This is a genomic window from Streptomyces sp. NPDC058086 (assembly GCF_042885015.1).
Lineage (GTDB): Bacteria > Actinomycetota > Actinomycetes > Streptomycetales > Streptomycetaceae > Streptomyces.
Genome location: NZ_JBHVST010000002.1, coordinates 55,956 through 80,979, shown reverse-complemented (window position 1 = coordinate 80,979; position 25,024 = coordinate 55,956). Strand labels below are relative to the sequence as shown.

Genomic DNA, 25,024 nt, shown 5'->3' with positions numbered 1-25,024 from the left:
CCGTCGCCCTCTTATGTTTTTTATACCCCCCTGGCCCAGCTCCCGGGGGGGGGGGGGCGGCGCCGGGGGGGGCCCCCCCCTCGGGGGGGGGGGGGGCCGCGCCCCCCCGCCACACTCGGTCTAGGGCCGCCAGAGGGGATGCTCCCGCTCCGCCCACTCCCGGCTCACCGAGCCCGTGCGCAGGCCGCGGCGGGCCTCCGGGTCGCCGAGGGCCATACCGATGTGGCCCGCGAGGACGACGCCGATCGTGAGCGCCAGCCAGTCGTGGACGAAGGTCGCCGAGGTGCGCCACATCAGGGGGGCGAGGTGGGTGAACCACATCAGCAGCCCCGTGGCGAGCATGACCAGGGTCGCCCCGGCGATCCAGGCGGCGTAGGTCTTCTGGCCCGCGTTGAACTTGGCCGCCGGGCGGGACGAGGGGCGCCGGTCCCGTCGTAGCGCCGCGCGCAGCCACGTACGGTCGTGCGGGCCCCAGCGGTTGAGGCGGCCCAGGTCCGCGCGGAAGGCGCGGGAGACCAGGCCCGCCAGGACCGGTACCGGAAGCATCAGGCCCGCCCACTCGTGGATCCTGACCACCAGCTCACGGCGGCCGACGAGCTCGGCGAACATCGGGAGGTACAGGCAGGCCGCCGTCGCCACGCAGATCCCCATCAGCAGGGCGGTCACGCGGTGCACCCAGCGCTCGGCGCGGCTGAAGCGCCGTACACGCGGCGCGGGCGCGGCGAGGGTCGGGGTGTCGTCAACTCGTGGGTGCATCGTCGCGTCCGTTCGAGCGGCCGACCCACGCGTCCACGTCGTAGCCACGGTCCTCCCAGTAGCCGGGACGGACGTCCTCGGTGACGGTGATGCCGGAGAGCCACTTGGCGGACTTGTAGAAGTACATGGGGGCGACGTAGAGGCGGACCGGGCCGCCGTGGTTGTGGCCGAGGGGCTTGTCCTGCATGCGGTGGGCCACCAGGATGTCGGGGCGCCGGGCCTGCTGGAGCGTGAGGCTCTCGGTGTACGCCCCGTCGAAGCAGGTGAAGCGGATCGCGCGGCCCTTGGCCTTGACTCCGGCGGCGTCCAGGAGATGGGACAGCCGTACGCCTTCGAAGGGGGTGCCGGGCACCCGCCAGCCGGTGACGCACTGGACATCGTGCACGATCCGGGTCTGCGGCAGGGCCTTGAGGTCGGCCAGGGTGTAGCTGCGGGGGTGGTCGACCAGGCCGTCGATGGTGAGGCGGTAGTTCGACGCGTCCTTGTGCGGGACGGAGGAGGTCACCGAGTAGTAGCGGAATCCGCCGCCGTTGGGGAGCAGGCCGCTCAGCCCGGTGGGGTCGTCGGCGAAGAGGGACTCCAGGCCGCGCTGCAGGGTGGGCGCGGCCAGCACGCCGAGGGCGCCGAGTCCGAGCGTGCCGAGCAGGAGCCGGCGGCCGACGGGCGTGCCGGAGGCTTCCGGGTCCTCCGGCGGGCGGTCCCGGGGCCGGTCCGGTCCCTGCCGGGGGGGCTGTTCAGGGTTCACACACCCATACGAGCACCCGCGACCCCCTTGAGGCCAGCGGCAGCGGGTGCTCGTCAGACTTCCGTAACCACTTCTCACGCGCTTCTCAGAACGGGTGCCCCTGATCGGGCCGCCGGATCAGGGGGTGGACTCCGCCGCCTTGTCCAGCTGGAACGCCTCGTTGCCGAGTCCGATACGGGCGTGCTCCTCGGGTTTGCGGGAGCGCAGCACCAGGCCCTGCACCAGGCCGACGACCAGGGCGGCCGCGATCAGGGCGGGCAGCAGCCAGCTGAGCGTGGAGTCCGGACCGGTCCCGACCAGGACGTCGAAGTCCTTGACCGTGTAGCCCGCGATCACGAGGAGGGCGACGGCCGCGATCGCCGAGGTGGCCAGGCGCCAGGCCTGGGCGCGGGCGGCGCCGCGGCGGGCGAAGAAGACGATCACGGAGAGCGAGGCCGCCGCCATCAGCAGGATGACGCCGAGCGCGCCGACGTTGCCTGCCCAGGTGAACAGGTGCAGCACGGGCGCGGTCGGGTCACCGGTGGGCTTGTCGTCGGTCACGGCGAACGCGATCAGCACGATCACGGAGACGCCGGTCTGCAGCAGCGAGCCGGTGCCGGGCGCGCCGTTGCTGCCGGTGGTCCGGCCGAAGGCGGAGGGCAGCAGCCCTTCGCGGCCCATGGCGAAGGCGTACCGCGCGACGACGTTGTGGAAACTGAGCAGCGCCGCGAACATGCCGGTCACGAAGAGGACGTGCAGGACGTCGGTGAAGGCTCCCCCGAGGCGCGACTCGGTGAGGAAGAACAGCAGTCCGGCGCTCTGCTTCTGCGCCGCCCCGACGATCCCGGAGGGGCCCGCGGCGACGGTCAGCGCCCAGGAGCTGAGCGCGAAGAAGACGGCGACGAAGCCGATCGCCAGGAACATCACGCGCGGGACGAGGATGTGCGGGCGGCTGGTCTCCTCGGCGTACACCGGTGCCTGTTCGAAGCCGGTGAAGGCGGCGATGCAGAAGCACAACGCGGTGCCGACGCCCGCCCCGGTGAGCGTGTCCGGGTTGAAGGCGTGCAGGGAGAGGCCCTCCTTGGCGGGGTCGGCGACGGCGGCGATGTCGAAGATGACGACGAGCGCCACCTCGACGACCAGGAGGACGCCGAGTACAAGCGCGTTGACGTCGATCTTCAGCCAGGAGAGCGCGCCGACGGCGAGGACGGCGATCAGCGCCGGTATCCACCAGGCGACCTCGACGTGGGCGTAGGTGGCGAACAGCCCGGAGACCTCGAAGCCGAAGATGCCGTAGATGCCGAACTGCAGGGCGCTGTAGGCGACGAGCGCGACCGCGGCGGCGCCCGCGCCCGCGGTGCCGCCGAGACCGCGGGCGACGTAGGCGTAGAAGGCGCCCGCGTTGTGGACGTGGCGGCTCATCTCGGCGTACCCGACGCTGAAGAGCACCAGCACCACGCCGAGGATGACGAAGAGCAGCGGCTGTCCGACGATGCCCATCACCGCGAATGTGGTGGGCATGACACCCGCGACCACCATGAGGGGGGCGGTCGCCGCGAGGACGGAGAGCAGCAGACCTCCCGTGCCGAGCCGGCCCGCGTGCAGAGCGCGCTCCTGGCCCTTGAAGGTGCTGATGGCGCCACCGGTCGTGGCGGGTCTACCCGTGTTCGAACTGCTCGAGGTGCTCGAACTGCCCGTCGTCATCGCGGGGCCGTCCTTTCGGGTTTCTCGACTTCTTGTGGGTGGGGTCACACCGTGCCGAGGGCGCTGTCGCGGGCGGCACGGAAGGCTTGGTACGGCTCGCGGTCCGGGTACGACCACGGCACCGGGGTGGCGTGCGGGCCGATGCGGTGGAACAGGGCGGCGGCCTCGGCGCCCCGGCCCTCGCAGAACTTGGCGTGGGCGAGGAAGTTGAGGTCGAGGTGGCGGCGGGGGTGGTCCTCGCGCTCCCACTCCAGCCACCAGTCGAAGGCGGCCTTCATCACCTGGCGGGCCCGGCGTCCGACCCAGTGCCCGGAGGCGGCGGGGTCGGTGGACTCGCTGCCGGAGCCGGCCAGCACGCGATAGCGCTCGGCGTGCGCGACGACGGGCAGCATCGCGAGCGGAGAGTCGGCGGGCGCCTGTTCGGCGGCCCAGTTCGCGAAGTCGTAGACCTCATGGAGGGGGTCCTGGCCGGCCTCGGCGCGGCGCTCGGCGAGCCGGGCGACCATCAGGTGGTGGGCGTGGTGGTGCTCGGGATAGCGATGGCGCACCTCGTCGAAGAGCCGGACCACGTCGCCCTCGCTGCCGCGCGAACGCTCCAGTATCAGCAGGCCGAGCCAGGGGGTCGGGTCGGCCGGCGCGAGCGCGGCGGCGGCGTCGCAGGCCTCGCGGGCCCGCTCCGGGCGGTCCTTGCCGTGCAGAACGCGCTGGACGATGGCACAGGCGAGGAGTACGGAGGCGTCGGCGGACTCGGGTTCCGCGAGCTGCCAGTCACGGGCCCAGGCGAGGGCGGCGGGCTCCTGGGCGAGGACGGTGACGCGGTGTCCGCGGCGGTCCCAGTCGTCGCCGGTGGCGGCGAGCAGTGCGCGGACCGCGGTCCATCTCCCCTGGGCCAACGAGGTGCGCGCGGCGACGAGTTCGACGTCGTCGAGCGCGGCGTCGAAGGCGTGGGCCGCGCGTTTGCGGCCACGGCCGAGGGGAGGAGGGGGTGGCGGGGGTGGCGACACCGCGGGGGTTCCTCACAGACGCGGCTGGTCAAGGGGTGATCACGCACAGCAAACCCTTGGCTGAGGGTTTACGTCAAGGCCGGATTGATCCGCCGAACGATTCAACTTCCCTTGAATGGCGCAGAGTTGATGTTCCCCCCGCACACTCTCCGGGAGGGGAACCGGCTGGTGGGACAGCTCTCTCCGGGGGCGGGCTCGACTCCCGGCGGGGGCCGAGCCGCGCCCGGACCCCGGTTCCCCGGAGTCCGGTCACGGCTGAAACCCGACCTCGCGACGGCCCCCTGCGAGGGTCAGCTCACCGCCTCGGCGGCCGCTCGGCCCGCTGTGCGGCCGGAGAAGAGGCAGCCCCCGAGGAAGGTGCCCTCCAGGGAGCGGTAGCCGTGGACTCCGCCGCCGCCGAAGCCGGCGGCCTCGCCGGCCGCGTACACACCGGAGAGCGGGTCGCCGCCCTCCGTCAGTACGCGCGAGGAGAGATCGGTCTCCAGGCCGCCCAGGCTCTTGCGGGTGAGGATGTGGAGACGGACGGCGATGAGCGGGCCCGCCTTGGGGTCGAGGATGCGGTGCGGGGTGGCCGTACGGATCAGCTTGTCCCCGAGGTAGTTGCGGGCGCCGCGGATCGACATCACCTGGAGGTCCTTGGTGAACGGGTTCGCGATCTCCCGGTCCCGCGCGACGATCTCGCGGCGCAGCGCGGCCTCGTCGATCAGCGGCTCCTTGGTGAGGGCGTTCATGCCGCGCACCAGGGCGCCCAGATCCCTCTCGACGACGAAGTCCGCGCCGTTGTCCATGAACGCCTTGACGGGGCCCGGTACGTCGGCGCGCGCCCGTCCGATGACGTCCCTGATCGACTTGCCGGTCAGATCCGGGTTCTGTTCCGAGCCGGAGAGTGCGAACTCCTTGCCGATGATCTTCTGGTCGAGCACGAACCACGTGTACTCGTATCCGGTCTTCATGATGTGTTCGAGTGTGCCGAGGGTGTCGAAGCCCGGGAAGAGCGGCACCGGGAGCCGGTTCCCGCGGGCGTCCAGCCAGAGGGAGGACGGGCCCGGCAGGATGCGGATGCCGTGGTTCTCCCAGATGGGGTTCCAGTTCTGGATGCCCTCGGTGTAATGCCACATGCGGTCGCGGTTGATGAGGTGCGCGCCCGTCTCCTCGGTGATCGCGAGCATCTTGCCGTCGACGTGCGCGGGGACGCCCGCGACCATCTTCTCGGGCGGAGTACCGAGCCGCTCGGGCCAGTTCGCGCGGACCAGGTCGTGGTTGCCGCCGATGCCGCCCGAGGTGACGATCACCGCCTGCGCCTTGAGCTCGAACGCCCCGGCGACGGTACGGCTGCTGGCCTGGCCGCGTGCTGCGCCCGACGGCTCCAGGATTTCGCCGGTGACCGTGTCGACGGTGCCGGAGCTGCGGGACAGCCCGGTCACCCGGTGACGGAACCTGAGCTGGACGAGTCCCCGGGCGACCCCGGCGCGCACCCGCCGCTCGAAGGGCGCGACCACCCCGGGCCCGGTCCCCCACGTGATGTGGAAGCGCGGCACGGAGTTCCCGTGGCCGTTGGCGTCGTAGCCGCCGCGCTCCGCCCAGCCGACCACCGGGAAGAAGCGGACCCCCTGCTGGTGCAGCCAGGACCGCTTCTCTCCGGCCGCGAAGTCCACGTATGCCTCGGCCCAGCGGCGCGGCCAGTGGTCCTCCGCCCGGTCGAAGCCGGCCGTGCCCATCCAGTCCTGGAGGGCGAGCGCGTGGCTGTCCTTGATCCGCATCCGGCGCTGCTCGGGCGAGTTCACGAAGAAGAGTCCGCCGAAGGACCAGTGGGCCTGGCCACCTATCGACTGTTCCGGCTCCTGGTCGAGGAGAATCACCTTGCGGCCCGCGTCGACGAGCTCCGCGGTCGCGGCGAGCCCCGCGAGGCCCGCTCCGATCACGATCACATCTGCGTCGTAGGCCATGGGCCCGTCCTCTCGGCCTGCCGTCCGTTTCCGGTCGGCTTCTGTCGGCTTCGTCACGAGCCGGCGGCATCGTCGTTGGTTGATGAGACAGTGGTACGGAAGACATTCAGGCATCGGCACCGGTCGAACAAGCACGGCCGCCGCTCGACCAGCCGTTGTTACTGATCGGTCAGATCCTTCGGCAAGAGGAGCGACCGAGTCAACTGCCCGGTTCCGGGTACTCCCGTGGGCAGGGCCCGGTCGATGGCACTACAGTCGGCGGGAATACGCGCGCGTGACCCGCTCAGACTCCCGATGTTTCGAGGTACCCAGCGTGTCGGTTCTCGTTCTGATCCTCTCGGTGAGCGCGGCCTGCTGTCTGGGCTTCGGTTTCGTGCTCCAGCAGAACGCCGCCTCACACGCCCCGCTGAGCGACTTCCTCTCCTGGCGCCTGCTGCTCGACCTCATCCGGGTGCCCCGCTGGCTGGGCGGCATCGGGCTCATGGTGTGCGGGATGGTCCTCGGCGCGGTCGCCCTGGGCAAGGGCGAGATCTCCCAGGTGGAACCCCTCCTCGCGACCAATCTGCTCTTCGCGCTCGCGCTCACCCGCCACCAGACCAAGCACCCCCTGGGCCGCCAGGGCTGGGCGGGCCTCGTCCTGCTCGCGGGCGGGGTCACGGCGTTCATCGTGGCGGGCAAGCCCAAGGGCGGCGACTCGGTGACCGATCCGCTGCGGCACTGGCTGATCATCGGGATCATGGTCGGGCTCGCGCTGCTGCTCACCACCTACGCCAAGCGCTCCCGGATGACCGCGGCGCCCGTCCTGCTGGCGCTGGCCGCGGGGCTGCTGTACGGCGTACAGGACGCGCTCACCCGGGTCAGCGGGGAGCGGTTCGGAGCCGGCGGCTTCAGTGAGCTGCTGACCGGCTGGCAGCCGTACGGGGTGCTCGCGCTCGGGGTGACGGGACTCGTACTGGTGCAGAGCGCCTTCGAGACGGCGGAGCTGCGGATGTCGCTGCCCGCGCTCACCGCCGCCCAGCCGCTGGCCGGAATCGTGTGCGGCGTGGGCTTCCTCGGGGACAAGCTGCACACGGACGTGGGGGCACTCACCTGGGAAGCGGCGGGGCTCGCGGCGATCGTGGCGGGAATCGTCCTGCTGGGCATGCACCCCTCGATGCCGTCGGGCACCACCAAGACCGAGTCGGTACGGGACCTCCAGCCGCATTGAGGGCGTACGACGACGCCGCGTCGGGCCGCACGCACGGCGCGCACCGCGCCCGGTGCCGGCGGCTGCTTGGATGGGGCCATGAGCGCCGCTGACGAGATCCTCGACATCGTGGACGAGAACGACGTGGTCGTCGGGCAGTCCCCGCGCGGCGAGGCGTATGCGCGCGGTCTTCGCCACCGCTGCGTGTTCATCCAGGCCCGGGACGCCCGGGGCCGCCTCTTCGTCCACCGCCGCACGCCCACCAAGCTCGTCTTCCCCTCCCTGTACGACATGTTCGTCGGCGGGGTCGTGGGCGCGGGCGAGTCCTACGACTCCGCGGCCCTGCGCGAGGCCGAGGAGGAACTCGGGGTCTCCGGGCTCCCTGGGCCGGTCCCCCTCTTCAAGTTCCTCTACGACAACGGCTCCGGCCAGACCTGGTGGTCGGCCGTCTACGAGGTCCGCTGCGAGCTCCCGGTGAACCCCCAGACGGAGGAGGTCGCCTGGCACGACTTCCTCACCGAGGAGGAGGTGGAGCGGCGCCTGACGGACTGGACGTGGGTGCCGGACGGCCTGGCGGCGTACGAGCGCCTGAAGGACTACCGGGCGACGGGCACCGGCTGAGCCCCCGCCGGGCCCCGGTAGGGTCGATGGCGTGATCGAATTCGTACGGAACGTCCGGCTGTGGTTCGCGCCCGAGGAGGTCCGGCAGGAGGGCGTCACACCCGACTACCGGTTCTCGCTGGCGAACGAGCGGACCTTCCTCGCCTGGCTGCGCACCGCGCTGGCGCTGATCGGCGGGGGCTTCGCCGTGGATCAGTTCCTGCCGGACCTGCGCTGGGGCTGGCGGGTCGGCCTCGCGCTGGCCCTGCTGGCGGCGGGCGTGCTCTGCTCGCTGCGCGCCGTCAATCACTGGGTGCGCTGCGAGCGCGCGATGCGCCGCGGGGAGGACCTTCCCGTGTCGCGCTTCCCGGCGCTGCTGAGCATCGCCGTCGCGATCGTGGCCATCGCGATGGTCGTCGTCGTCCTCGTCGGCTGGGAAGGGTGACCGTGCCCGGCCCGCAGCACCGTGCCGAGCGGGACCCCGGGCTGCAGCCGGAGCGTACGCGGCTCGCGTGGCGGCGTACGACCCTGTCGAGCACCGTCGCCGCGGTCCTCGCGGCGAAGGCGGCACTGCACGGCGGACCGTCGGCGATCGACGTGGCGGCCTGCGCCCTGTGCTGCGCACTGTGGCTGGGCTTCCTGACGCTCGCGCACCGGCGTATCCGGGTGCTCGCGACGTCGGACACCGACGGCCCGCCCGCACTCGCACCGCGGCACGCGACGGCGGCGACCCTATGCACCGTCGCCCTGGCCGTGTGCGCGGTGGCACTGGTGTTCTGAAAAGGATCAAATGGGGCGTACTGGTGCAAATAGTGATGGATGCGGTTCTTTCTGGCGCTAGCCTGAGCCGTCATTTCACGCCACTCACGAAGGTGAGCACCATGACCACCCTTCACCTGGAGCACCCCACCCACGAGCACATCCACGGCCCGGACTGCGGGCACACCGCCGTGCCGCACGGGGACCACGTCGACTACGCGCACGACGGACATCTGCACCGGGAGCACTCCGGGCACTGGGACGAGTGCGAGCCGAGCGGTCACACGGCGCACGACGAGCACGGCCACCGGCACGGCGAGGGCTGCGGGCACCCCACGGTCGCGCACGGCGACCACGTCGACTACCTGCACGACGGCCACCGCCACGCCGAGCACGACGGCCACTGGGACGACCACTAGAGGCAAGCACGCCCCGGCGTCTCCCCCGGCTCCCGGAGGGAGACGCCGATCACGTTTCGTTCGGGCGCTGGACGACATACCGACTGGTCGGCATCATGGTCATGTCCCGTTTCCCGGCGTGCAGGAGAAATGATGAGTCCCGACCACCCGCCAGGTCTCGACCTCGACCGACTGCGTGGCCTGCTCGACGGCGAGCGGCCCGGTCTGGTGCACGGCCCGCTGACCGGCCGGCTGATCGAGGGCGGACGGTCGAACCTCACTTACGCGGTCACGGACGGCACCACGAGCTGGGTCGTGCGACGGCCCCCGCTCGGGCACGTACTGGCAACCGCGCACGACATGAAGCGCGAGCACCGGGTCATCAGCGCGCTGCACCCGACCGCCGTCCCCGTACCGCGTCCGGTACTGCTGTGCGAGGACGAGGAGGTGCTGGGCGCGCCCTTCTACGTCATGGAGTTCGTGGTCGGCACCCCGTACCGCACCGCCGAGCAGCTCGCCCCGCTCGGCCCGGAGCGCACCCGGGACGCGGTGCTCGGGCTCGTCGACACGCTCGTCGAACTGCACGCCGTCGACCCCGCCGCCGTGGGCCTCGCCGACTTCGGGCGCCCCGAGGGCTTCCTCGACCGGCAACTGCGCCGCTGGGGCAAGCAGCTGGACGCCTCCAGGAACCGCGAGCTCGCCGGGATCGACGAACTGCACGCCGCCCTCGGCCGTGAGCTGCCGCACTCCCCCGCGCCTTCCGTCGTGCACGGCGACTACCGGCTCGACAACGTGCTGATCGGCGAGGACGACCGGATCAAGGCGATCCTGGACTGGGAGATGTCCACGCTCGGCGATCCGCTCACCGACCTGGGCCTGCTGGTGATGTACAGCGCGCCACTGGACCTGCCCGACTCCCCCATCAGCACGACCGCCTCGGCCGCCGGGCACCCGGACCCGGCCGAGATCATCGAACGGTACGCCGCGCGCTCGGGGCGCGACGTGTCCGACGTCGCCTGGTACACGGCGTTCGCCTGGTTCAAGCTCGCCGTGATCCTGGAGGGCATCCACTACCGCTACACGCTCGGCCAGACGGTCGGCGCCGGCTTCGACCGCATCGGTGAACTGGTCCCGTTCTTCATCGAGCACGGTCTGACCACTCTTCAGGAAGGCTGATCCGTCATGGACTTCGCATTCGACGCGCGCACCGAGGAACTGCGCGGGAAGCTGCTCGCCTTCATGGACGAGTACGTCTACCCGGCGGAGGCGGTGGCGGAGGAGCAGCGCGCCTCACTGGCCTCGCCGTGGGACACGCCCGCCGTGGTCGGGGAGTTGAAGGCGGAGGCCCGCAGGCAGGGCCTGTGGAATCTCTTCCTGCCCGACGCACAGTACGGCGCCGGGCTCACCAACCTCCAGTACGCGCCGCTCGCCGAGATCACCGGCCGCAGCCCGCACCTGGCGCCCACCGCGCTGAACTGCGCCGCGCCGGACACCGGCAACATGGAGGTGCTCGCGCAGTTCGGCGACGAGCAGCAGAAGAAGCAGTGGCTGGAGCCGCTGCTCGCCGGTGAGATCCGCTCGGCGTTCGCGATGACCGAGCCGGAGGTGGCCTCCTCCGACGCCACCAACATCACCACGCTCATCGAGCGCGACGGTGACGAGTACGTGATCACCGGCCGCAAGTGGTACATCTCCGGGGCGATGAACCCCGACTGCAAGATCTTCATCGTGATGGGCAAGACGGACCCGGACGGGCCGGACATCCGCCGCCAGCAGTCCATGGTCCTGGTCCCGCGCGACACCCCGGGGCTCGAAGTCCGGCGCGCCATGCAGGTGTACGGCTACGAGGACCACTCCCACGGCGGGCACGCGGAGGTCGTCTTCGACCATGTCCGTGTCCCGGTGAGCAACCTCGTCGGCGAGGAGGGCGGCGGCTTCGCCATCGCCCAGGCGCGGCTCGGCCCGGGCCGTATCCACCACTGCATGCGGCTGATCGGCATGGCCGAGCGGGCGATCGAGCTGATGTGCCGCCGGGCCGTGTCCCGTACGGCGTTCGGCAAGCCGCTCGCCCAGCAGGGCGTGGTCCAGAACTGGATCGCGGACGCGCGCGTCGCCGTCGAACAGCTCCGTCTCCTGGTCCTGAAGACCGCGTGGATGATGGACACCGTCGGCAACAGGGGCGCCCACACCGAGATCCAGGCCATCAAGATCGCCACCCCGCGCACGGTCGTCGACATTCTCGACAAGGCGGTCCAGCTGCACGGTGCGGGCGGTGTCAGTCAGGACTTCCCGCTGGCCGAGCTGTGGGCGAGCGCGCGCACGCTGAAACTCGCGGACGGCCCGGACGAGGTGCACCAGCGGTCGCTGGCGCGACGGGAGATCAAGAAGTACGTGTGACCGTCCGGTCCGGTGGGGCGGTGACGGGCTTTTCGCCCCCGCCGCCCCTGCCCATTCCCGTCCCCCGGGGGCTGCGCCCCGGACCCCCGCAATAGATCGCGCGGTTCCCCGCGCCCCTGAAGGGACGCGGGGAACTGCGCGACAAGGCCCCACTCACCCGCAGCCGAAAGGCTATGGCCGCAGCGCGCGCAGCAGCAGGTCCGCCAGGTGGTCGGCGACCTGCTGGGGGGTGAGGGGGCCGTTGGGGCGGTACCAGGTCGACAGGTGGTGCACCGAGCCGAAGTGGTAGTCGACGACCAGATCGGCCGGGGTGGCGGTGGAGAAGACGCCCTTCTTCTGGCCCTCCTCCACGAGCGCGCGGAAGCGTTCGTGGTAGCGGCGGCGCTCGGCGCGCACCTGCTTGTCCTTCTCGGGGCTGAGGTGGTGCATGGAGCGGAAGAAGATCGCCGCGTCGTCGAGGTTGTCGATCGTGGTGACGACGACGTCGGCGGCGGCACCCCGCAACCGCTCCTCGACCGGCGCGTCGGCATCGGCGAACGCGTCCAGCCGCTCCTGCTGAAGCCGCAGCACACGCGCGTACACCTCGTGCAGGAGGTCGTCCTTGGAGCCGAAGTAGTGGTACAGCGCGCCCTTGGTGACGCCCGCCGCCTCCACGATCTCCTGCACGGATGTGCGGTCGTAGCCCTGCTCGGCGAAGAGCCTGGTGGCGGCGGCCAAGAGCCGCTGCGGGACGGGCGTACCGTCTCCGTCCGTCGTCCTGGGCACTGCCGCCACCTGCCTTTCAAGCGTTTGTCCGGTGAAATGCGTCGTCTACTGAGAGTCTGATCGTCTACTGAGAGTCCTGGGGACGGGAACGCAGTTCCCGACGCAGGATCTTGCCACTCGCCGTCTTCGGCAGCTCGGGCAGGATCTCCACATGCCGCGGATACTTGTAGGCGGCCAGTCTCTCCTTGCAGTACGCGGCGAGCGCGTCGGGGTCCTCGTCCGCGCCGGGCCGCAGGCTGATGTAGGCCTTCACGGTCTCGCCGCGGTAGCCGTCGGGGATGCCGACGACGGCCGCCTCCCGGACCGAGGGGTGCGTGTAGAGCACGTCCTCGACCTCTCGGGGCCACACCTTGAAGCCGGACGCGTTGATCATGTCCTTCTTGCGGTCGACGACGTAGAGCCAGCCCTCGGGGTCCATGAATCCGATGTCGCCGGTGCGCAGCTCACCGTCCGGGAAGGTCTCGGCGGTGGCTTCGGGGCGGCGCCAGTAGCCGGGCACGACCTGGGGGCCTCGTACGAGGATCTCGCCCTGTTCGCCGAAGGGCACCTCCTGGCCCTGGTCGTCGACGATGCGTACGACCGTGTCGGGGCCCGGCACACCGACGGCCAGCGTGCCCGAGACCGGGTCGACGGGAGCCTCCCGGCCCGGCGGTACGGAGGCGCAGGGCGCGGTGCACTCGGTGAGTCCGTAGCCGTTGCGGATGTAGGGCCCGAAGCCCGCCCGGAACTTCTCCACCAGGGCCGGCGGCAGTGGCGCGCCGCCCGAGGAGATGTTCACGAAGGAGGCGAAGTGGTCCGGCGTGACCGCCGGATGCGCCGCGAGTGCCATGAAGGCGGTCGACGGGCCGACCGTGTACAGCGGCCTGTGCTCGGCGAACGCGTCGAGGACGACCCCCGCCTCGAAGCGGTAGGCGAGGACGAGCGTGCCCGCGCTGTTGAGGCAGGCGGCGAGCTGGCAGACCATCCCGGTGATGTGGAACAGGGGCGCCATCGCGAAGTAGACGGGCGCCTCGGGCAGCCCGAGGCCCGTCCGCTGCCGCTCGGCGTTGTACATGATGTTGCCGTGCGTGTTGATGGCCCCCTTGGGGGTGCCGCTCGTCCCCGAGGTGTAGCTGATCAGCGCGATGTCGGAGGGCTCGGCGTCACGCCCCGCGGGGGCCTTGTGGCCCGCCCGGGCGACCGTCGCCAGATCGTCGGCGTCCGCGGCCTGCGGCAGCCGCTCGAAGGTCAGCACACGCGCGTCGCCCCGAGTCTGGAAATCCAACTCACAGCCGGTGAGGACGACACTCACGGCCGAGTCGGCGGCCGTCTCGCGCAGATACGACTCCCACGCGCGGTCGGAGCACACCAGGGCGCGTACGTCCGCGTCGTGCAGGACGTGGCGGACCTCTCCCGACTTGTACATCGGGTTGACCGGCACGACGGTCGCGCCCGCCTTCCAGGCGCCGAGCAGCGCGAGCACGAAGTGCGGGGAGTTCTGGAGCAGGATCGCGACGCGGTCGCCGCGCTCCAGACCGCGGGCGGCGAGGTGCCCGGCGACGGAGTCGCTCAGCTCGTCCACCTCGCGGTAGCTCAGCCGCCCGTCGAAGTAGGCGAGCGCGGCGCGGTCCGGGGCGTCCGCCACGGCGCCGCGCAGGGCGTGCACCAGGGAGTCGGCCGGGCTCACCGGGCCGCTCTGGGCGTCGTTGAGGAGAGCCACCCAAGGGCGGTCGGCGTAGGTGGTCACCGGGTCGCCTCCCACTTCTGCTGGATGTGGTTCATGTTCGACAGCCAGTGGTCCGGTTGGGTGGCGCGCACCTGGTAGTACCCGGCGACCTCGGGGTGCGGCAGGATCAGGAAGCGGTCCTCCTCGATCCCCGCGAACAGCGCGTCGGCGACGGCCTCCGGCTCGATGGCGGTCGGCTGGAGGACCAGGTCGCCCGCGCTGCCGGTGGCGTCGAGCATGTCGGTGCGCACGCCCTGCGGACAGATCGCGTGCACCTTCAGACCGCGGTGGCGGTACGTCAGCGACAGCCACTCGGCGAAGGCGTACGCGCCGTGCTTGGTGACGCTGTAGGGCGCGGCGCCGATCATGGTGAGCAGTCCGGCGGCGGAGACGGTGGAGACGAACCGGCCGCTGCCGCGCTCCAGCCAGGCCGGGAGCAGCTCCTGGGCCGCCCGGACGTGCGCCATCACGTTGACGTCCCAGGCGAGCGCCCAGACCTTCTCGTCGGCCGACTCGCTGCCGGCCGAGGGCAGGCCCGCGTTGGCGCAGTAGACGTCGATGGTGCCTCCGAGGGCGTCCCGGGCCTCGGCCACGATCGCGGACGCGTCGCCGGGGACCGCGATCGCCCCGATCTCCTCGGCCACGGCCTTCGCCTTGGCGGCGTCCAGGTCGTTGACGACGACCCGGGCCCCCTCGGCGGCGAATCGACGGGCCAGCGCGGCCCCGATGCCGCCTCCGGCCCCGGTGACGACCACTCCCGCATCCTGCACGGCTTCCACCATCGGTCTCCTTCGACACGACGCGACACAACACGGCTCAGCTGCGACCCCAGACTAACCAGTCGGTATGTAACAGGGGAAGGGCCCTTTGACAGCTCCGGCCCGCAGGAGCGCCCCTTCAGGGGCGCGGGGCTCTGACACATGCGGCTCCGCCGCGTGGGCGCGACCAGCCACATACGGCCTGCCGCTTACGAACCGTCCGCGGGAGCGCATAACGTGCCGTTGCCAACCTTCCGCGATCACGGAGGTCCCCCCATGCGCCCCTCCCGCCGAGCCCTCCTGGCAGCCACAGCCACAGCCACAGCCACCCTCGCGGTAACCACCGCCCCCACCAGGACAACATCCCATGCCGACCCCCTCCGCACCGGCTTCGAGCAGCTCCAGGCGAGCGGCTACGCCGCCCTCCAAGGACGGCGCGTCGGCGTCGTCACGAACCCCACCGGCGTCACCAGAGACGTTCGTCACATCGTCGACGTCATGCACGCCGACCCCCACGTCGAGCTGACCGCCGTCTTCGGCCCGGAACACGGTTTCCGCGGCACCGCGCAGGCCGGCGGCTCCGAGGGCCGCTACGACGACCCGGCGACCGGACTCCCGGTCTACGACACGTACCTCAAGAGCGGCAAGCCTCTCGCCGACGTCTTCACCGCCTCCGGCGTGGACACCGTCGTCTTCGACATCCAGGACGTGGGCGCGCGTTTCTACACGTACATCTGGACGCTGTACGACTGCATGGAGGCGGCCCGGCTCGCGGGCAAGCCCTTCTTGGTGCTGGACCGGCCGAACCCGGTGACCGGACGGGCCGCCCAGGGCCCGGTGCTGCACAAGGAGTTCGCGACGTTCGTCGGGCGGCAGCCCATCGCGCAGGCGCACGGAATGACGGTGGCGGAGCTGGCGCGGCTGTTCAACGGGGAGTTCCTGGCGGCGCCGGTGGAGCTGACCACCGTACTGATGTCGGGCTGGAAGCGGTCGGACTTCTACGACGCCTCCGGCCTGCCCTGGGTGCCGCCGAGCCCGAACATGCCGACGGCCGACACCGCCCTGGTGTACTCCGGGACATGCCTCTTCGAGGGGACCAACCTGTCGGAGGGGCGCGGTACGACCCGCCCGTTCGAACTGCTGGGCGCGGAGGGCATCGACGGCCGATGGGCTCTGGAGGCGAACCGGCTCAAGGTCCCGGGCGTGCGCTTCAGGGAGGCGTATTTCGCTCCGACCTTCTCCAAGTTCCAGGGAAAGACGATCGGCGGCGCGCAGATCCATGTGCACGACCGGGCCGCGTACGACCCCGTCCGCACCGGAATCGCGCTCCTGGTGACCGCCAAGAAGGTCTGGAGCGGCTTCGCCTGGCGCTCGGACAACTGGATCGACAAGCTGACCGGCTCCACGAGCGTGCGCACGATGATCGACGCGGGGGCTACGGCCGACGAGGTCGTGGCCGCCTGGCAGGACGAGCTGAAGGCCTTCCAGCGGATCCGGAAGGAATATCTTCTCTACGGATGAGCGGAAAGAACTTCTTTTCCCCGGTTGAGTCGTGACGTATGGCCAATCTTCGCCCCCGGTAGGACGATGCGCCCACATCGCACCGCCTTCGGGGGACGAGGGGGCTTGCCATGGCGGATCCGGCAGTCAGTGTTTCTCCCTACTGGGAGCTGACCTTCGACGCGGACGGGGACGTGGACGGCCGGGAAAGGGACCGGCTGCTCGCGGAGGTGCCCCGGCGCGGAGTGCGTGATCTGATCGTCTTCGCGCACGGCTGGAACAACGACCGTTCCGGCGCGACCCGCCTCTACAGCCAGTTCTTCGCGCCCGTCCCGGACCTCGCACCGCACGCGCGTCTGGGCTACGTCGGTGTGGTGTGGCCCTCGATGCGGTTCTCGGACGAACCGATCCCCGACTTTCCCCGGTCGGTGGCCGCCGCCGTCCCCGCCGACATACCCGCCGCCGCCCGTACGGCGCTCGACAAGGACACCCGGCACGCGCTCCTGGAGGTGTTCCCGGGGCGGGCGACGGTCGTCGAGCAGATCGCGCGCCTGCTGGACCAACAGCCGGACGAGGGAGCCTCGTTGGAGGAGTTCGGGCGTCTGGTACGGCTGCTCGTGGAGGTACCGCCCCAGGGACCGCAGGCCGCCTGCGCCGCGGACACGCTCGGGGAGGGCACGCTCGGGGAGGGCACGCCGCAGGGCGACCCCGCGATGCTCTTCGGGGACACGGCCACGGTGTGCGGCGAGTTCGCCGAGGCGCTGGCCGGGATGACGGCCCCCGGCGAGACCTTCGCGCTGCCGCGGCCCTGGGACGGGGCGCGCGAACTGCTGCGCCAGGCCACCTACTACGCCATGAAGCGGCGCGCGGGCACGGTGGGTGAGCGTGGGCTCGGGCACGCGCTCGGGCAGCTCGCGGCCGCCGCGCCCGGGGTGCGCGTGCACCTGGTCGGGCACAGCTTCGGCGGACGGCTGGTCTCCTTCGCGCTGCGCGGACTGCCCGAGGGCGTGCGCACGGTGAAGTCCGTGACGCTGCTCCAAGGGGCCTTCTCGCACTACGCGTTCGCCGCGCAAGTGCCCGGCGACCCGCGGGCGAGCGGCGCGCTGCACGGTCTGCAGAGCCGCGTCGACGGCCCCCTGGTGTGCTGCTACTCCCACTTCGACACGGCACTGGGCACGATCTATCCGCTGGCCTCCCGGATGGCGGACGACGACCGTTCGGTGCTGGGGATCGACCTCGACCCCGGACATCTCCTGGGTGCCCGCTGGGGCGCGATGGGACACGACGGGGTGCAGGCGGTGGAGGGCACGAAGACGTTCACGCTCGCCGACGCGCTGCGCGCGAAGCTGCCGGTGTCGGGGTGCGTGAACGTCGACGCGTGCGCGGTGGTGAACCGCGGCGGGCCCCCGTGCGGGGCCCACAGCGACATCTGCCACCGGGAGCTGGCCCAGGTGGTGCTGGCGGCGGGCCGCGTTCAATGACCCGCCGCCGGGGAGTCTCCGAAACGCCCCGGGGTCACCGGTGCGACGTGTACTCCACCACCTGCTGGTAGGTCGGCCGGTTCTGCCAGGTGATCTTGCCGTGCTTGATACCGCCGAGCGTCCGCTGGACGATCGAGTCGGCACACCACTGGTCGCCCGCCGAGCACTGGTCGTCGCCCGGGTAGACCTGGGCGGCGGTCAGACCGGCCGCCGTCTTGAGTGTGCTGATCAGGGCGTCCCGGCAGGCGCTGAGGCTGCCGCCGCCGCAGTACTTCTGCGACAGTCCGCCCTGCACCGACTCACCGAGGACCGTCCGAATGTCCTTGTCGACATAGCTCCACCAGCCGTACTGGAAGGAGCTTCCGGCGTGCGCGCCGGTCGGGCCGTGCGCGGCCGACGGGGACTCGTCGATGGGCAGGTTGTTGGAGAAGGCCGTGTACAGGTCGGTGCCGAGACCGGGTTCGAACTCGGCCTTCACCAGCAGCGGCCACCAGGCGTCCAGGATGCGGATCGCGTCGGCGTTGGCGTAGGCCTTCGAGCCGGCCGAGGTCTCCTTGCGCTTGGCTCCGGCCGTCACCCAGTCGGACAGTTTGGTCACCGCCGCCGCGGCCGTGGTGTCCGTGACCGTCGAACTGTTGATGACCTTCAGCAGCTTCGGCAGCACGTCCTCGGCCCGCAGATCGGCCAGCGCGGCGTCGGCCATCGCCTTGGTGAGCGAGGACCTGGTCACCCCGCCCGCGGCGACCAGCTTCTTCACCCGGTCCTCCAGGAGGTTCCCGCGGTGCACGGAACCGTCGCCCCAGGAAGCCGTGGTGTAGTCCTTGGCCTGCTTGTTGTTCCAGGAGATGTAGTAGTCCTGGTCGATGGAGTTGGGGTGCGCGGACGGCGGGGTGTACGAGGCGGTGTTCGTCGTCGGGTCCCAGTTCTGCCACTCGTAGGCGGCCTGCGCCCAGACCGGGAACTCGGCGTCGACGCCGGCCGCCCGCACCGGGTTGTCACCGCTGTTGTAGTACGCGGTGTGCGAGGAGTCGGCGTAGAACCAGTTGAAGGTGTAGTTGATGTGCTGAACCGCGCTCTGGAACGTCCCCGGGCTCTTCACGTAGTCCGGGTCGTTGAGCATCTGGAAGCCGATGATCGAGTCGGCCTCGTGCATGTAGGAGGAGCGCAGGGTCGTGTACGCGACCTTCTTGCCTCCGACCGTCGCGCGGTACTCCACGGGACCGTACTTGGTCCGGTAGACCTGCATACGGTACGAGCCCGCCGCGGTGCCGTCGGCCGTGGTCGGCTTCCAGGAGTTGGTCCGCTCGACCTTGTCCATGGCGGTGCAGGTGCCGTGGTACAGGTAGTGGATGTCGTCCTGGCACAGTTCGACGGCGTACGTGTCGATGATGTCCTGGCCGGAGGTCGTCGCGCTCCAGGAGTAGTCCTGGCCGCGGCCGAGTTCGACGTACATGCTCAGGCCCGCGAAGGAGGCGCCGCGCGCGCTGAGTCCTGGTCCCTGGATTTCCTGGAGCATGAGGAGCTGTGGCGCGAAGTAGCCGGTCTGCGGCCCGAAGACGGCGATGGGGTGACCGCTGGCGGTGTACTTGCCGCTCACCACGAGGGCGTTGGACATCCCGCGCTTCGCGGAGGTGAGGGTGGTGGCGGCCGCCGTCGCCGAGGCGCTGGTGGCGGTGGCGGTGGCCGCGCTGCCGGTGCGGTCGTAGACCAGTGGCTCCTGGGTCACCGAGCCGGCGTCGGGCAGGGCCTCGCCCTGCGCGGTGTCGGGCTTCGAGGCGTACGGGAAGCTCTCCCCGTTGTGGACGGTGAGCGCCGCCTCGGGATCGTTGCGCTCGCGGAAGGACTCCCAGACCTTGGTGCCCTCGGTCACACCGTACTTGGACTGGGCGGCCAGCAGCGAGACGGCGTTGTTGACCTCGCCGCCGCCTCCGGAGCCGAAGAGCGAGCCGATGACGGAGGCCAGCGCGACCAGGTCGGTGATCTTGAAGTGGTCGATGGTGCCGGCGTTGGTGATGGAGTCCTTGTGGCCGGTCAGGACGTACTCACCGGGGAAGTAGCGGCCGCTGTCGGAGGCGTCGATGTAGGCGTTGATGCCGTCGATGTAGGCGTTGGCGTCGGTGAGGGCCTGCTGGCCGCGGGCGCCGTTGTTCGCGATGGCGTTGTCGATCTGGGTCTGCAGAACGGCCTCGGTGTAGGGCGCGTTGCGCCAGAACTCCTGCTCCAGGCCCTGGTTGGAGGAGGCCCCGCCGGCGAAGGAGGTCAGCTGGCCGCGGCCGACGTGCCGGAAGACGTCCATCAGCCACAGCCGGTCCTGGGCGGCGGCGTACCCGGCGCCGTACTCGGTGCCGTAGCGGGTGGTGCCGGTGATGTGCGGCACACCGGTCTTCTTGTCGCGGACGATCGTCACGTCGGTGCGTCCGCCGGGCGCGGTGGTGGAGGCGACCTGGTCGGAGGCGACCCCGAAGGACGCGTCGTTGAAGAAGTCGTTGATCTTGGCGTCGGTGAGCGTGGCGGCGCCCGAGGCCAGGTTGTTGTAGGGGCCGAGCTGGTCCTCGGCGTGGTCGGGCTGGATGCCGAAGGCCTGGTTGAGGAGGATCTGGGCGAGGGTGGCGTTGCCGTTCTGACCGGGCGGGAGGATGTCGGAACACTGGCCGCCGCAGTAGTCGTTGGCGGCGAGCGCGGCCGTGCTGTCGGCGGCCGCCGCCTGGGTCAGCGGGGACAGCAGGGCGGCTATGAGAGCACAGATGGAGGCCGCCCCCAGGAACTTGGGGAATCTGCGGGGAGTTCTCAGTCTGTCGAGTGCGGTGCGTGCGGTGCGCCGTGGCATGGCTGCTCCTACCGACGGGGGTGGGCCGGACGTTACCGCCGGTATCCCCGAGTTGGAAGATGAACATGCGTCAACTTTTCAACGATCACTGAGCTGTTCAGACGTCACGAGCCGTTTAGAGATCGACGGGCCATGCGGATCCGGCGACACCCCGGCATCCCGGCCCACAGGCTTTTCAGCAGGTGGCTGACAGCGAAGGGAGGTAGGCCGGAGGGAGTTCGGCCGGTGACTTATGGCGCTCATCGGAAATTGGATGGAGCCGAATCGCGTGTCGATACGTCTACTCGGCGACGTCCCTGGGACGGCAACGCCGAAGTGACCGAAGTACAGGTGCAGGTGTGACGGAGGTGCAGGGCGATGGCGGGTTTTCGGAGTCTGGCGAGACAGGTGCGAGATCCGAGGAATGATCTGGCACTGCGACGCTATTCACTGCGCAAGTGCCTGGAGAGGTTCGCCCCTTACGGGCATCGGGCGACCTGGGACCATCTCTGCTCCCGGGCCGGGTTCGGTCCCGAGGACCGGTCCCCCGATCCAGCGCGGCTCGTGGCCGCACTGGACGAGTTGGAGGAGGCCCGCTCCGTCTGGCTCGCCTACGAGGTCGAGTTCGCCGAGCGCCGCAAGAAGGAGAAGCACGACGGGCTGCGCCGGCCGGGCAGCGTGGACGACTGGCATCGGCTGACCTGGGGCGGATTCGGCGTCGCGTGGTGCGACGATCCGCGGATCCACCCCCACGAATCACTGGCAGAGGTGCTGCGCCGGCTGATCGCCGCGCTGGAGCGCGAGCCGGGCACGGTCTGCCCGGTCTGCACCGGTGAGCGCCTCACCTGGAAGTACGACCTGGCCCACGAACCGTCGTCGGGTCCCGTCTGCACGGATTGCGGAATCGTCGTACCGCGGCCCGTCCTCACGCCCGAGGCGCTGGCGGAGGCCAGGCGCGGGCGGTTGCTGGTCTCTGCGTGAGCGCTCCGCTGGGTTGAACGGGGGGCGGCGGGGGTTGGGGTGAGGGTCGGGGTCGGGGTCGGGGTCGGGGTCGGGGTCGGCCGGGTTACGGGAACTGCGGGTGAGTCGTCGGCTGCGGGGTCGTGTGTGGCTGGGCGCGCGGTTCCCCGCGCCCCTTCGGGGCGCTGTCGGCCGCGGGTTTGTCCGTGGCTGGGCGCGCGGTTCCCCGCGCCCTTGGCGGGGCGCTGGCCTCGACGGGGGCGCGACTGAAGACACCCGGTGGGCCGACGCTAGCAGGCGCAAATCCGTTCGCTCCAGCTCTTTCTCCTCGGGACAGTTGGGCTCGATGAAACCCCGTTGAGGTACCCGCGGAACCCGAGGAGTCCCGATGTCGACGCTGCGCGTCACCGCCGAAGTGCTGACCGTCCATGAGCATCCGAACGCCGACGCGCTCGAACTGGCCCAAGTGGGCCTGTATCGAGCCGTCGTCGCCAAGGGCGCCTACCGCACCGGCGAGAGTGCCGTCTACATCCCCGAGCAGTCCGTGCTCCCCACCACTCTCATCGAGGAGCTGGGCCTGACCGGACGCCTCGCGGGCCCCGGTTCGGACCGCGTCAAGGCCGTACGCCTGCGCGGTGAGCTGTCGCAGGGCATCGTCTGCCGCCCGAAGGCGCTGGCCGACGTCGACCTGGCGCGGGCCGCCGCGGACGGCACCGACTTCGCCGAGGCGCTCGGTGTCGTCAAGTGGGTGCCGCCGGTCCCGCCCACCATGAACGGCGACGTCGAGTCCGCGCCCGATCTGCTGCCCTGGGTCGACATCGAGAACATCCAGCGGTACCCGGACATCTTCGCGCCGGACGAGAACGTCGTCCTGACGGAGAAGCTGCACGGCTCGGCCTGCCTGCTGACCCACGTCGCCGACCAGGACCGCGTGTACGTCTCCTCCAAGGGCTTCGGCGCCAAGTCCCTCGCCCTCAAGGAGGATCCCCGCAATCTGTACTGGCGCGCCGTCCACGCCCACGGCGTCGCGGCGGCCGCGGCCCGGCTCGCCGAACGGCTCGGCGCCCGCCGGGTCGGCATCTTCGGCGAGGTGTACGGGGCCGGTGTGCAGGACCTGTCGTACGGCGCCGACGGCCGCCGCGAGTCCCTCGGCTACGCCGTGTTCGACGTGTCCGCGGAGATCGCCGGCGAGGTCCGCTGGCTGGACGCGGCGGCGCTCCTCGACGGCGAACTGCCGCTGGTGCCACGGCTGTACGAGGGCCCGTACGACATCGACCGCGTCCTGGAGGTCGCCTCGGGCCGGGAGACCGTGTCCGGGCGCGCTCTGCATCTGCGGGAGGGCGTCGTGATCCGGCCGACCGTAGAGCGCTACAGCCCGGTGACCGGCGGCCGGGCCATCGCGAAGGCGGTCAGCCCTGCTTATCTGACGCGCAAGGGCGGCACGGAGTACGAGTGACGGGCCGGGCGGTCGCGGCACGGGAGCCGCTGGTTGCGCCCGCCCACGGGGCGGACCGAGGGGTGCCCCTCAGCAGCACTCCTCGGCCGCCTGCTGCGACTGCTGCGACCCCTGTGACTGCCGCGGCTTCGGCCGCGCGGTGACGCGCTCCACCATGAGCCGGGAGCCCGCCTGACGCTCGCCGAAGACGTCGTCCGGGTTGGACAGCACGCAGTTCTCGAGGGACAGACAGCCGCACCCGATGCAGTCGGTCAGGTGGTCTCGCAGCCGGCTCAACTGCTTGATCCGCTCCTCCAGTTCGGAACGCCAGGCCTCCGACAGCCGGGCCCAGTCCTCGCGTGTCGGGGTGCGCTCCTCGGGGAGTTCGGCGAGCGCCTCGCGGATGGTGGCGAGGGGGATGCCGACGCGTTGGGCGGCCCGGACGAAGGCGACACGGCGCAGCGTGTCGCGGTGGTAGCGGCGTTGGTTGCCGGTGGTGCGCCGGCTGCTGATCAGGCCCTTGGACTCGTAGAAGTGCAGGGCGGAGACGGCGGCGCCGCTGCGGGCCGACAGCTGGCCGACGGTCAGCTCGTGGATCTTCTCAGGGATCTGGGGCACCCCTCCAACCCTACCTACTTCGTCACACGTCCGGTCCGTTGACATGCGCCCCGCGCCCGACCATGCTAAGCAGTTGCTTAGACATGGATACGTGGGAGGTCGGGAAGATGGCAGAGCCGAGGACGTTCGCGACGGTCGACGAACTGCGGGCCGCGGTGGGCGAGCAGCTGGGGTACAGCGACTGGGTCGAGATCGAGCAGAAGCGGATCGACCTCTTCGCGGAGGCGACCGGCGACCACCAGTGGATCCACGTCGACCCCGAGAAGGCCGCGACCGGCCCCTTCGGCACGACGATCGCGCACGGCTACCTCACCCTGTCGCTGCTCCCGCTCTTCGGCCCGCAGCTGATCAAGGTCGAAGGCGTGAAGATGGGCGTCAACTACGGAACGAACAAGGTCCGTTTCCCCGCCCCCGTACCGGTCGGCTCACGGCTGCGCGCCACCGCGAAGATCACCGGCGTCGAGGACGTACCCGGCGGTGTCCAGGTGTCCGTGGCCTTCACCGTGGAGCGCGAGGGCGGCGACAAGCCGGTGTGCGTCGCCGAGTCGGTGTCGCGCTACTACGTCTGAGCACCCCGCACGCGTCCCGGGGCCGCTACTCCTTGGCCCCGACCATCCGCAGTACGAGGTCGGCGTAGAGCGTGCCGACCTCGTCGGGCGTACGGGGCCCGTTGACGTTGAACCAGCGGGCCACGTCGATGCAGAGGGAGAGCACAGCGAGCGTGGTGCCCGGCACGTCCGGCACGTCGAAGTCGCCGGCCGCCACGCCGTCCTCGATGATGCCGCGCACGGCCGCGTCGGTCTGCCGCCGCAGCGCGACGATCTCCGCCCGCGCCTCGGTTCCGAGGGCTTCCAGCTCGTACTGCACGACCCGCGCGGTGGTGTGCTGCCCGGCGTGCCACCGTACGAAGGACCGCACGGCGTCGGTCAGCCGCTCGGCGGCGCTGCCGCCGCCCTGCGCCGCGCCGCGCACGATGTCGAGCGCCTTGTCGTGCCCGATCCGGCTGATGCGGTGGAGGAGCTCCTCCTTGGTCTTGTAGTGGATGTAGAGCGCGGCGGGGCTCATGCCCGCGCGGCCCGCGATGTCCCGGGTCGTCGTCGCGTGGTATCCGCGCTCGGCGAAGGCCTCCACGGCGGCGACGAGCAGCCGCCGGGCCGCGTCCGGGGTGACCTCGGCCCACGGCTGCATCTCGCCGCCGGCCGTCTCCTCCGCCGTACTCATCGCTGGTTCGCCCCTCTCGCTGACAGGAGGTACACCATACCGCCGAAGGTGAGCGGGCGCTTAGCGCGCCCGGTCGGCGCCCGCGTCCTGACGGTCACGGATCACCTTGGCCAGCGTGAAGGACGACGTCACCAGATAGAGGACGGCGATGGCCAGAAAGGCACGCACCCAGGCGTCGGCGTGCAGCTTGTAGATGCCGACGGCGGTCGCCACCATGGCGACGGAGAAGGAGGCCACGGCCTGGCCGTAGAAGGCCGCCGTGTTCAGATGCTTGACGGGTGTCTCACTCATGGGGACAAGG

The 25,024-nt window shown here is 70.8% G+C and carries 24 protein-coding genes; 12 read left to right on the top strand and 12 right to left on the bottom strand.

What is annotated here, in order from left to right:
- Window positions 1-120: 120 nt before the first annotated feature.
- The 5 genes from ACFVWD_RS01890 to ACFVWD_RS01870 all read right to left on the bottom strand — a co-directional run bounded on the left by ACFVWD_RS01890 (window position 121) and on the right by ACFVWD_RS01870 (window position 6,134).
- On the bottom strand, window positions 121-756 hold the full coding sequence (locus ACFVWD_RS01890) for a cytochrome b/b6 domain-containing protein (RefSeq protein ID WP_384906323.1): 636 nt from the start codon (window positions 754-756) through the stop codon (window positions 121-123).
- Window positions 740-1,501, bottom strand: coding sequence for a molybdopterin-dependent oxidoreductase (locus ACFVWD_RS01885; protein ID WP_389593339.1), 762 nt, complete (start codon window positions 1,499-1,501; stop codon window positions 740-742). The genes ACFVWD_RS01890 and ACFVWD_RS01885 overlap by 17 nt, the downstream gene beginning before the upstream one ends.
- Before the next feature lie 117 nt (window positions 1,502-1,618).
- Window positions 1,619-3,184 (bottom strand): APC family permease, encoded by a 1,566-nt coding sequence (locus ACFVWD_RS01880; RefSeq protein WP_389593338.1) that lies wholly within the window; start codon window positions 3,182-3,184, stop codon window positions 1,619-1,621.
- Window positions 3,185-3,228: 44 nt separating this feature from the next.
- Window positions 3,229-4,188, bottom strand: a complete 960-nt coding sequence (locus tag ACFVWD_RS01875) for a hypothetical protein (RefSeq protein WP_389593336.1) — start codon at window positions 4,186-4,188, stop codon at window positions 3,229-3,231.
- Between the two features lie 290 nt (window positions 4,189-4,478).
- Entirely contained in the window at window positions 4,479-6,134 is a 1,656-nt protein-coding gene (locus tag ACFVWD_RS01870) for an FAD-binding dehydrogenase (protein WP_389593334.1), read from the bottom strand.
- Window positions 6,135-6,447: 313 nt separating this feature from the next.
- Between ACFVWD_RS01870 and ACFVWD_RS01865 the strand changes: the two genes are divergently transcribed.
- From ACFVWD_RS01865 to ACFVWD_RS01835, 7 genes are all read left to right on the top strand, one after another.
- Window positions 6,448-7,341, top strand: coding sequence for a DMT family transporter (locus tag ACFVWD_RS01865; RefSeq protein WP_389593332.1), 894 nt, complete (start codon window positions 6,448-6,450; stop codon window positions 7,339-7,341).
- Between the two features lie 78 nt (window positions 7,342-7,419).
- Window positions 7,420-7,941: an NUDIX hydrolase gene (locus ACFVWD_RS01860; protein ID WP_389593330.1), complete on the top strand. Its 522-nt coding sequence runs from the start codon at window positions 7,420-7,422 to the stop codon at window positions 7,939-7,941.
- Between the two features lie 31 nt (window positions 7,942-7,972).
- Window positions 7,973-8,365 carry a YidH family protein gene (locus tag ACFVWD_RS01855; RefSeq protein ID WP_168490224.1) on the top strand — a complete coding sequence of 131 codons (393 nt, stop codon included), beginning with the start codon at window positions 7,973-7,975 and terminating at the stop codon, window positions 8,363-8,365.
- Window positions 8,362-8,700 carry a DUF202 domain-containing protein gene (locus ACFVWD_RS01850; protein WP_389593328.1) on the top strand — a complete coding sequence of 113 codons (339 nt, stop codon included), beginning with the start codon at window positions 8,362-8,364 and terminating at the stop codon, window positions 8,698-8,700. The genes ACFVWD_RS01855 and ACFVWD_RS01850 overlap by 4 nt, the downstream gene beginning before the upstream one ends.
- A 101-nt stretch (window positions 8,701-8,801) precedes the next feature.
- Window positions 8,802-9,098, top strand: coding sequence for a hypothetical protein (locus ACFVWD_RS01845; RefSeq protein ID WP_389593326.1), 297 nt, complete (start codon window positions 8,802-8,804; stop codon window positions 9,096-9,098).
- Between the two features lie 132 nt (window positions 9,099-9,230).
- Window positions 9,231-10,253, top strand: coding sequence for a phosphotransferase family protein (locus ACFVWD_RS01840; RefSeq protein ID WP_352050919.1), 1,023 nt, complete (start codon window positions 9,231-9,233; stop codon window positions 10,251-10,253).
- A 6-nt stretch (window positions 10,254-10,259) separates the two neighbouring features.
- Window positions 10,260-11,474, top strand: a complete 1,215-nt coding sequence (locus tag ACFVWD_RS01835; protein WP_389593324.1) for an acyl-CoA dehydrogenase family protein — start codon at window positions 10,260-10,262, stop codon at window positions 11,472-11,474.
- 171 nt (window positions 11,475-11,645) lie between these two features.
- Here the strand turns inward: ACFVWD_RS01835 and ACFVWD_RS01830 are convergent, their stop codons facing one another.
- The 3 genes from ACFVWD_RS01830 to ACFVWD_RS01820 form a co-directional block, all read right to left on the bottom strand.
- Entirely contained in the window at window positions 11,646-12,239 is a 594-nt protein-coding gene (locus ACFVWD_RS01830) for a TetR/AcrR family transcriptional regulator (protein WP_168507616.1), read from the bottom strand.
- 64 nt (window positions 12,240-12,303) lie between these two features.
- Window positions 12,304-13,965 carry a class I adenylate-forming enzyme family protein gene (locus ACFVWD_RS01825; protein ID WP_389593322.1) on the bottom strand — a complete coding sequence of 554 codons (1,662 nt, stop codon included), beginning with the start codon at window positions 13,963-13,965 and terminating at the stop codon, window positions 12,304-12,306.
- Window positions 13,962-14,726 carry an SDR family oxidoreductase gene (locus ACFVWD_RS01820; RefSeq protein WP_168490229.1) on the bottom strand — a complete coding sequence of 255 codons (765 nt, stop codon included), beginning with the start codon at window positions 14,724-14,726 and terminating at the stop codon, window positions 13,962-13,964. Before ACFVWD_RS01820 ends, ACFVWD_RS01825 begins: the two co-directional genes overlap by 4 nt.
- A gap of 252 nt (window positions 14,727-14,978) precedes the next feature.
- Here ACFVWD_RS01820 and ACFVWD_RS01815 point away from each other — a divergent pair, with 252 nt between their 5' ends.
- Window positions 14,979-16,223 (top strand): exo-beta-N-acetylmuramidase NamZ domain-containing protein, encoded by a 1,245-nt coding sequence (locus ACFVWD_RS01815; protein WP_389593320.1) that lies wholly within the window; start codon window positions 14,979-14,981, stop codon window positions 16,221-16,223.
- A gap of 110 nt (window positions 16,224-16,333) precedes the next feature.
- Window positions 16,334-17,683, top strand: coding sequence for a serine-threonine protein kinase (locus ACFVWD_RS01810; protein WP_389593318.1), 1,350 nt, complete (start codon window positions 16,334-16,336; stop codon window positions 17,681-17,683).
- A 34-nt stretch (window positions 17,684-17,717) separates the two neighbouring features.
- Here the strand turns inward: ACFVWD_RS01810 and ACFVWD_RS01805 are convergent, their stop codons facing one another.
- A complete protein-coding gene (locus ACFVWD_RS01805; RefSeq protein WP_389593316.1) occupies window positions 17,718-20,510 on the bottom strand; it encodes a penicillin acylase family protein in 2,793 nt (930 codons plus the stop codon).
- 357 nt (window positions 20,511-20,867) lie between these two features.
- Here ACFVWD_RS01805 and ACFVWD_RS01800 point away from each other — a divergent pair, with 357 nt between their 5' ends.
- The gene (locus tag ACFVWD_RS01800; protein WP_099923507.1) at window positions 20,868-21,470 is read left to right on the top strand and encodes a hypothetical protein; all 603 of its coding nucleotides are present in this window, start codon (window positions 20,868-20,870) and stop codon (window positions 21,468-21,470) included.
- Between the two features lie 367 nt (window positions 21,471-21,837).
- Entirely contained in the window at window positions 21,838-22,905 is a 1,068-nt protein-coding gene (locus ACFVWD_RS01795) for an RNA ligase (ATP) (RefSeq protein WP_389593314.1), read from the top strand.
- A gap of 69 nt (window positions 22,906-22,974) precedes the next feature.
- On the opposite strand, the gene soxR is transcribed toward ACFVWD_RS01795, so the two are convergent.
- Window positions 22,975-23,502 carry a redox-sensitive transcriptional activator SoxR gene (gene soxR / locus ACFVWD_RS01790; RefSeq protein ID WP_389593312.1) on the bottom strand — a complete coding sequence of 176 codons (528 nt, stop codon included), beginning with the start codon at window positions 23,500-23,502 and terminating at the stop codon, window positions 22,975-22,977.
- A 107-nt stretch (window positions 23,503-23,609) separates the two neighbouring features.
- Between soxR and ACFVWD_RS01785 the strand changes: the two genes are divergently transcribed.
- The gene (locus tag ACFVWD_RS01785; protein ID WP_101408248.1) at window positions 23,610-24,071 is read left to right on the top strand and encodes a MaoC family dehydratase; all 462 of its coding nucleotides are present in this window, start codon (window positions 23,610-23,612) and stop codon (window positions 24,069-24,071) included.
- Window positions 24,072-24,096: 25 nt separating this feature from the next.
- Here the strand turns inward: ACFVWD_RS01785 and ACFVWD_RS01780 are convergent, their stop codons facing one another.
- Entirely contained in the window at window positions 24,097-24,723 is a 627-nt protein-coding gene (locus ACFVWD_RS01780) for a TetR/AcrR family transcriptional regulator (protein WP_389593310.1), read from the bottom strand.
- Window positions 24,724-24,783: 60 nt separating this feature from the next.
- The gene (locus tag ACFVWD_RS01775) at window positions 24,784-25,014 is read right to left on the bottom strand and encodes a YiaA/YiaB family inner membrane protein (protein WP_168507636.1); all 231 of its coding nucleotides are present in this window, start codon (window positions 25,012-25,014) and stop codon (window positions 24,784-24,786) included.
- Window positions 25,015-25,024: the final 10 nt, after the last annotated feature.

Bases quoted from the DNA above. Each gene is read 5' to 3' on its own strand.
- ACFVWD_RS01795 (WP_389593314.1), top strand. From the start codon at position 21,838: ATGTCGACGCTGCGCGTCACCGCCGAAGTGCTGACCGTCCATGAGCAT.
- ACFVWD_RS01820 (WP_168490229.1), bottom strand. From the start codon at position 14,726: ATGGTGGAAGCCGTGCAGGATGCGGGAGTGGTCGTCACCGGGGCCGGA.
- ACFVWD_RS01860 (WP_389593330.1), top strand. From the start codon at position 7,420: ATGAGCGCCGCTGACGAGATCCTCGACATCGTGGACGAGAACGACGTG.
- ACFVWD_RS01775 (WP_168507636.1), bottom strand. From the start codon at position 25,014: ATGAGTGAGACACCCGTCAAGCATCTGAACACGGCGGCCTTCTACGGC.
- ACFVWD_RS01780 (WP_389593310.1), bottom strand. From the start codon at position 24,723: ATGAGTACGGCGGAGGAGACGGCCGGCGGCGAGATGCAGCCGTGGGCC.
- ACFVWD_RS01815 (WP_389593320.1), top strand. From the start codon at position 14,979: ATGCGCCCCTCCCGCCGAGCCCTCCTGGCAGCCACAGCCACAGCCACA.
- ACFVWD_RS01785 (WP_101408248.1), top strand. From the start codon at position 23,610: ATGGCAGAGCCGAGGACGTTCGCGACGGTCGACGAACTGCGGGCCGCG.
- ACFVWD_RS01845 (WP_389593326.1), top strand. From the start codon at position 8,802: ATGACCACCCTTCACCTGGAGCACCCCACCCACGAGCACATCCACGGC.
- ACFVWD_RS01890 (WP_384906323.1), bottom strand. From the start codon at position 756: ATGCACCCACGAGTTGACGACACCCCGACCCTCGCCGCGCCCGCGCCG.
- ACFVWD_RS01800 (WP_099923507.1), top strand. From the start codon at position 20,868: ATGGCGGGTTTTCGGAGTCTGGCGAGACAGGTGCGAGATCCGAGGAAT.
- ACFVWD_RS01870 (WP_389593334.1), bottom strand. From the start codon at position 6,134: ATGGCCTACGACGCAGATGTGATCGTGATCGGAGCGGGCCTCGCGGGG.
- ACFVWD_RS01880 (WP_389593338.1), bottom strand. From the start codon at position 3,184: ATGACGACGGGCAGTTCGAGCACCTCGAGCAGTTCGAACACGGGTAGA.
- ACFVWD_RS01810 (WP_389593318.1), top strand. From the start codon at position 16,334: ATGGCGGATCCGGCAGTCAGTGTTTCTCCCTACTGGGAGCTGACCTTC.
- ACFVWD_RS01805 (WP_389593316.1), bottom strand. From the start codon at position 20,510: ATGCCACGGCGCACCGCACGCACCGCACTCGACAGACTGAGAACTCCC.
- ACFVWD_RS01835 (WP_389593324.1), top strand. From the start codon at position 10,260: ATGGACTTCGCATTCGACGCGCGCACCGAGGAACTGCGCGGGAAGCTG.
- ACFVWD_RS01840 (WP_352050919.1), top strand. From the start codon at position 9,231: ATGAGTCCCGACCACCCGCCAGGTCTCGACCTCGACCGACTGCGTGGC.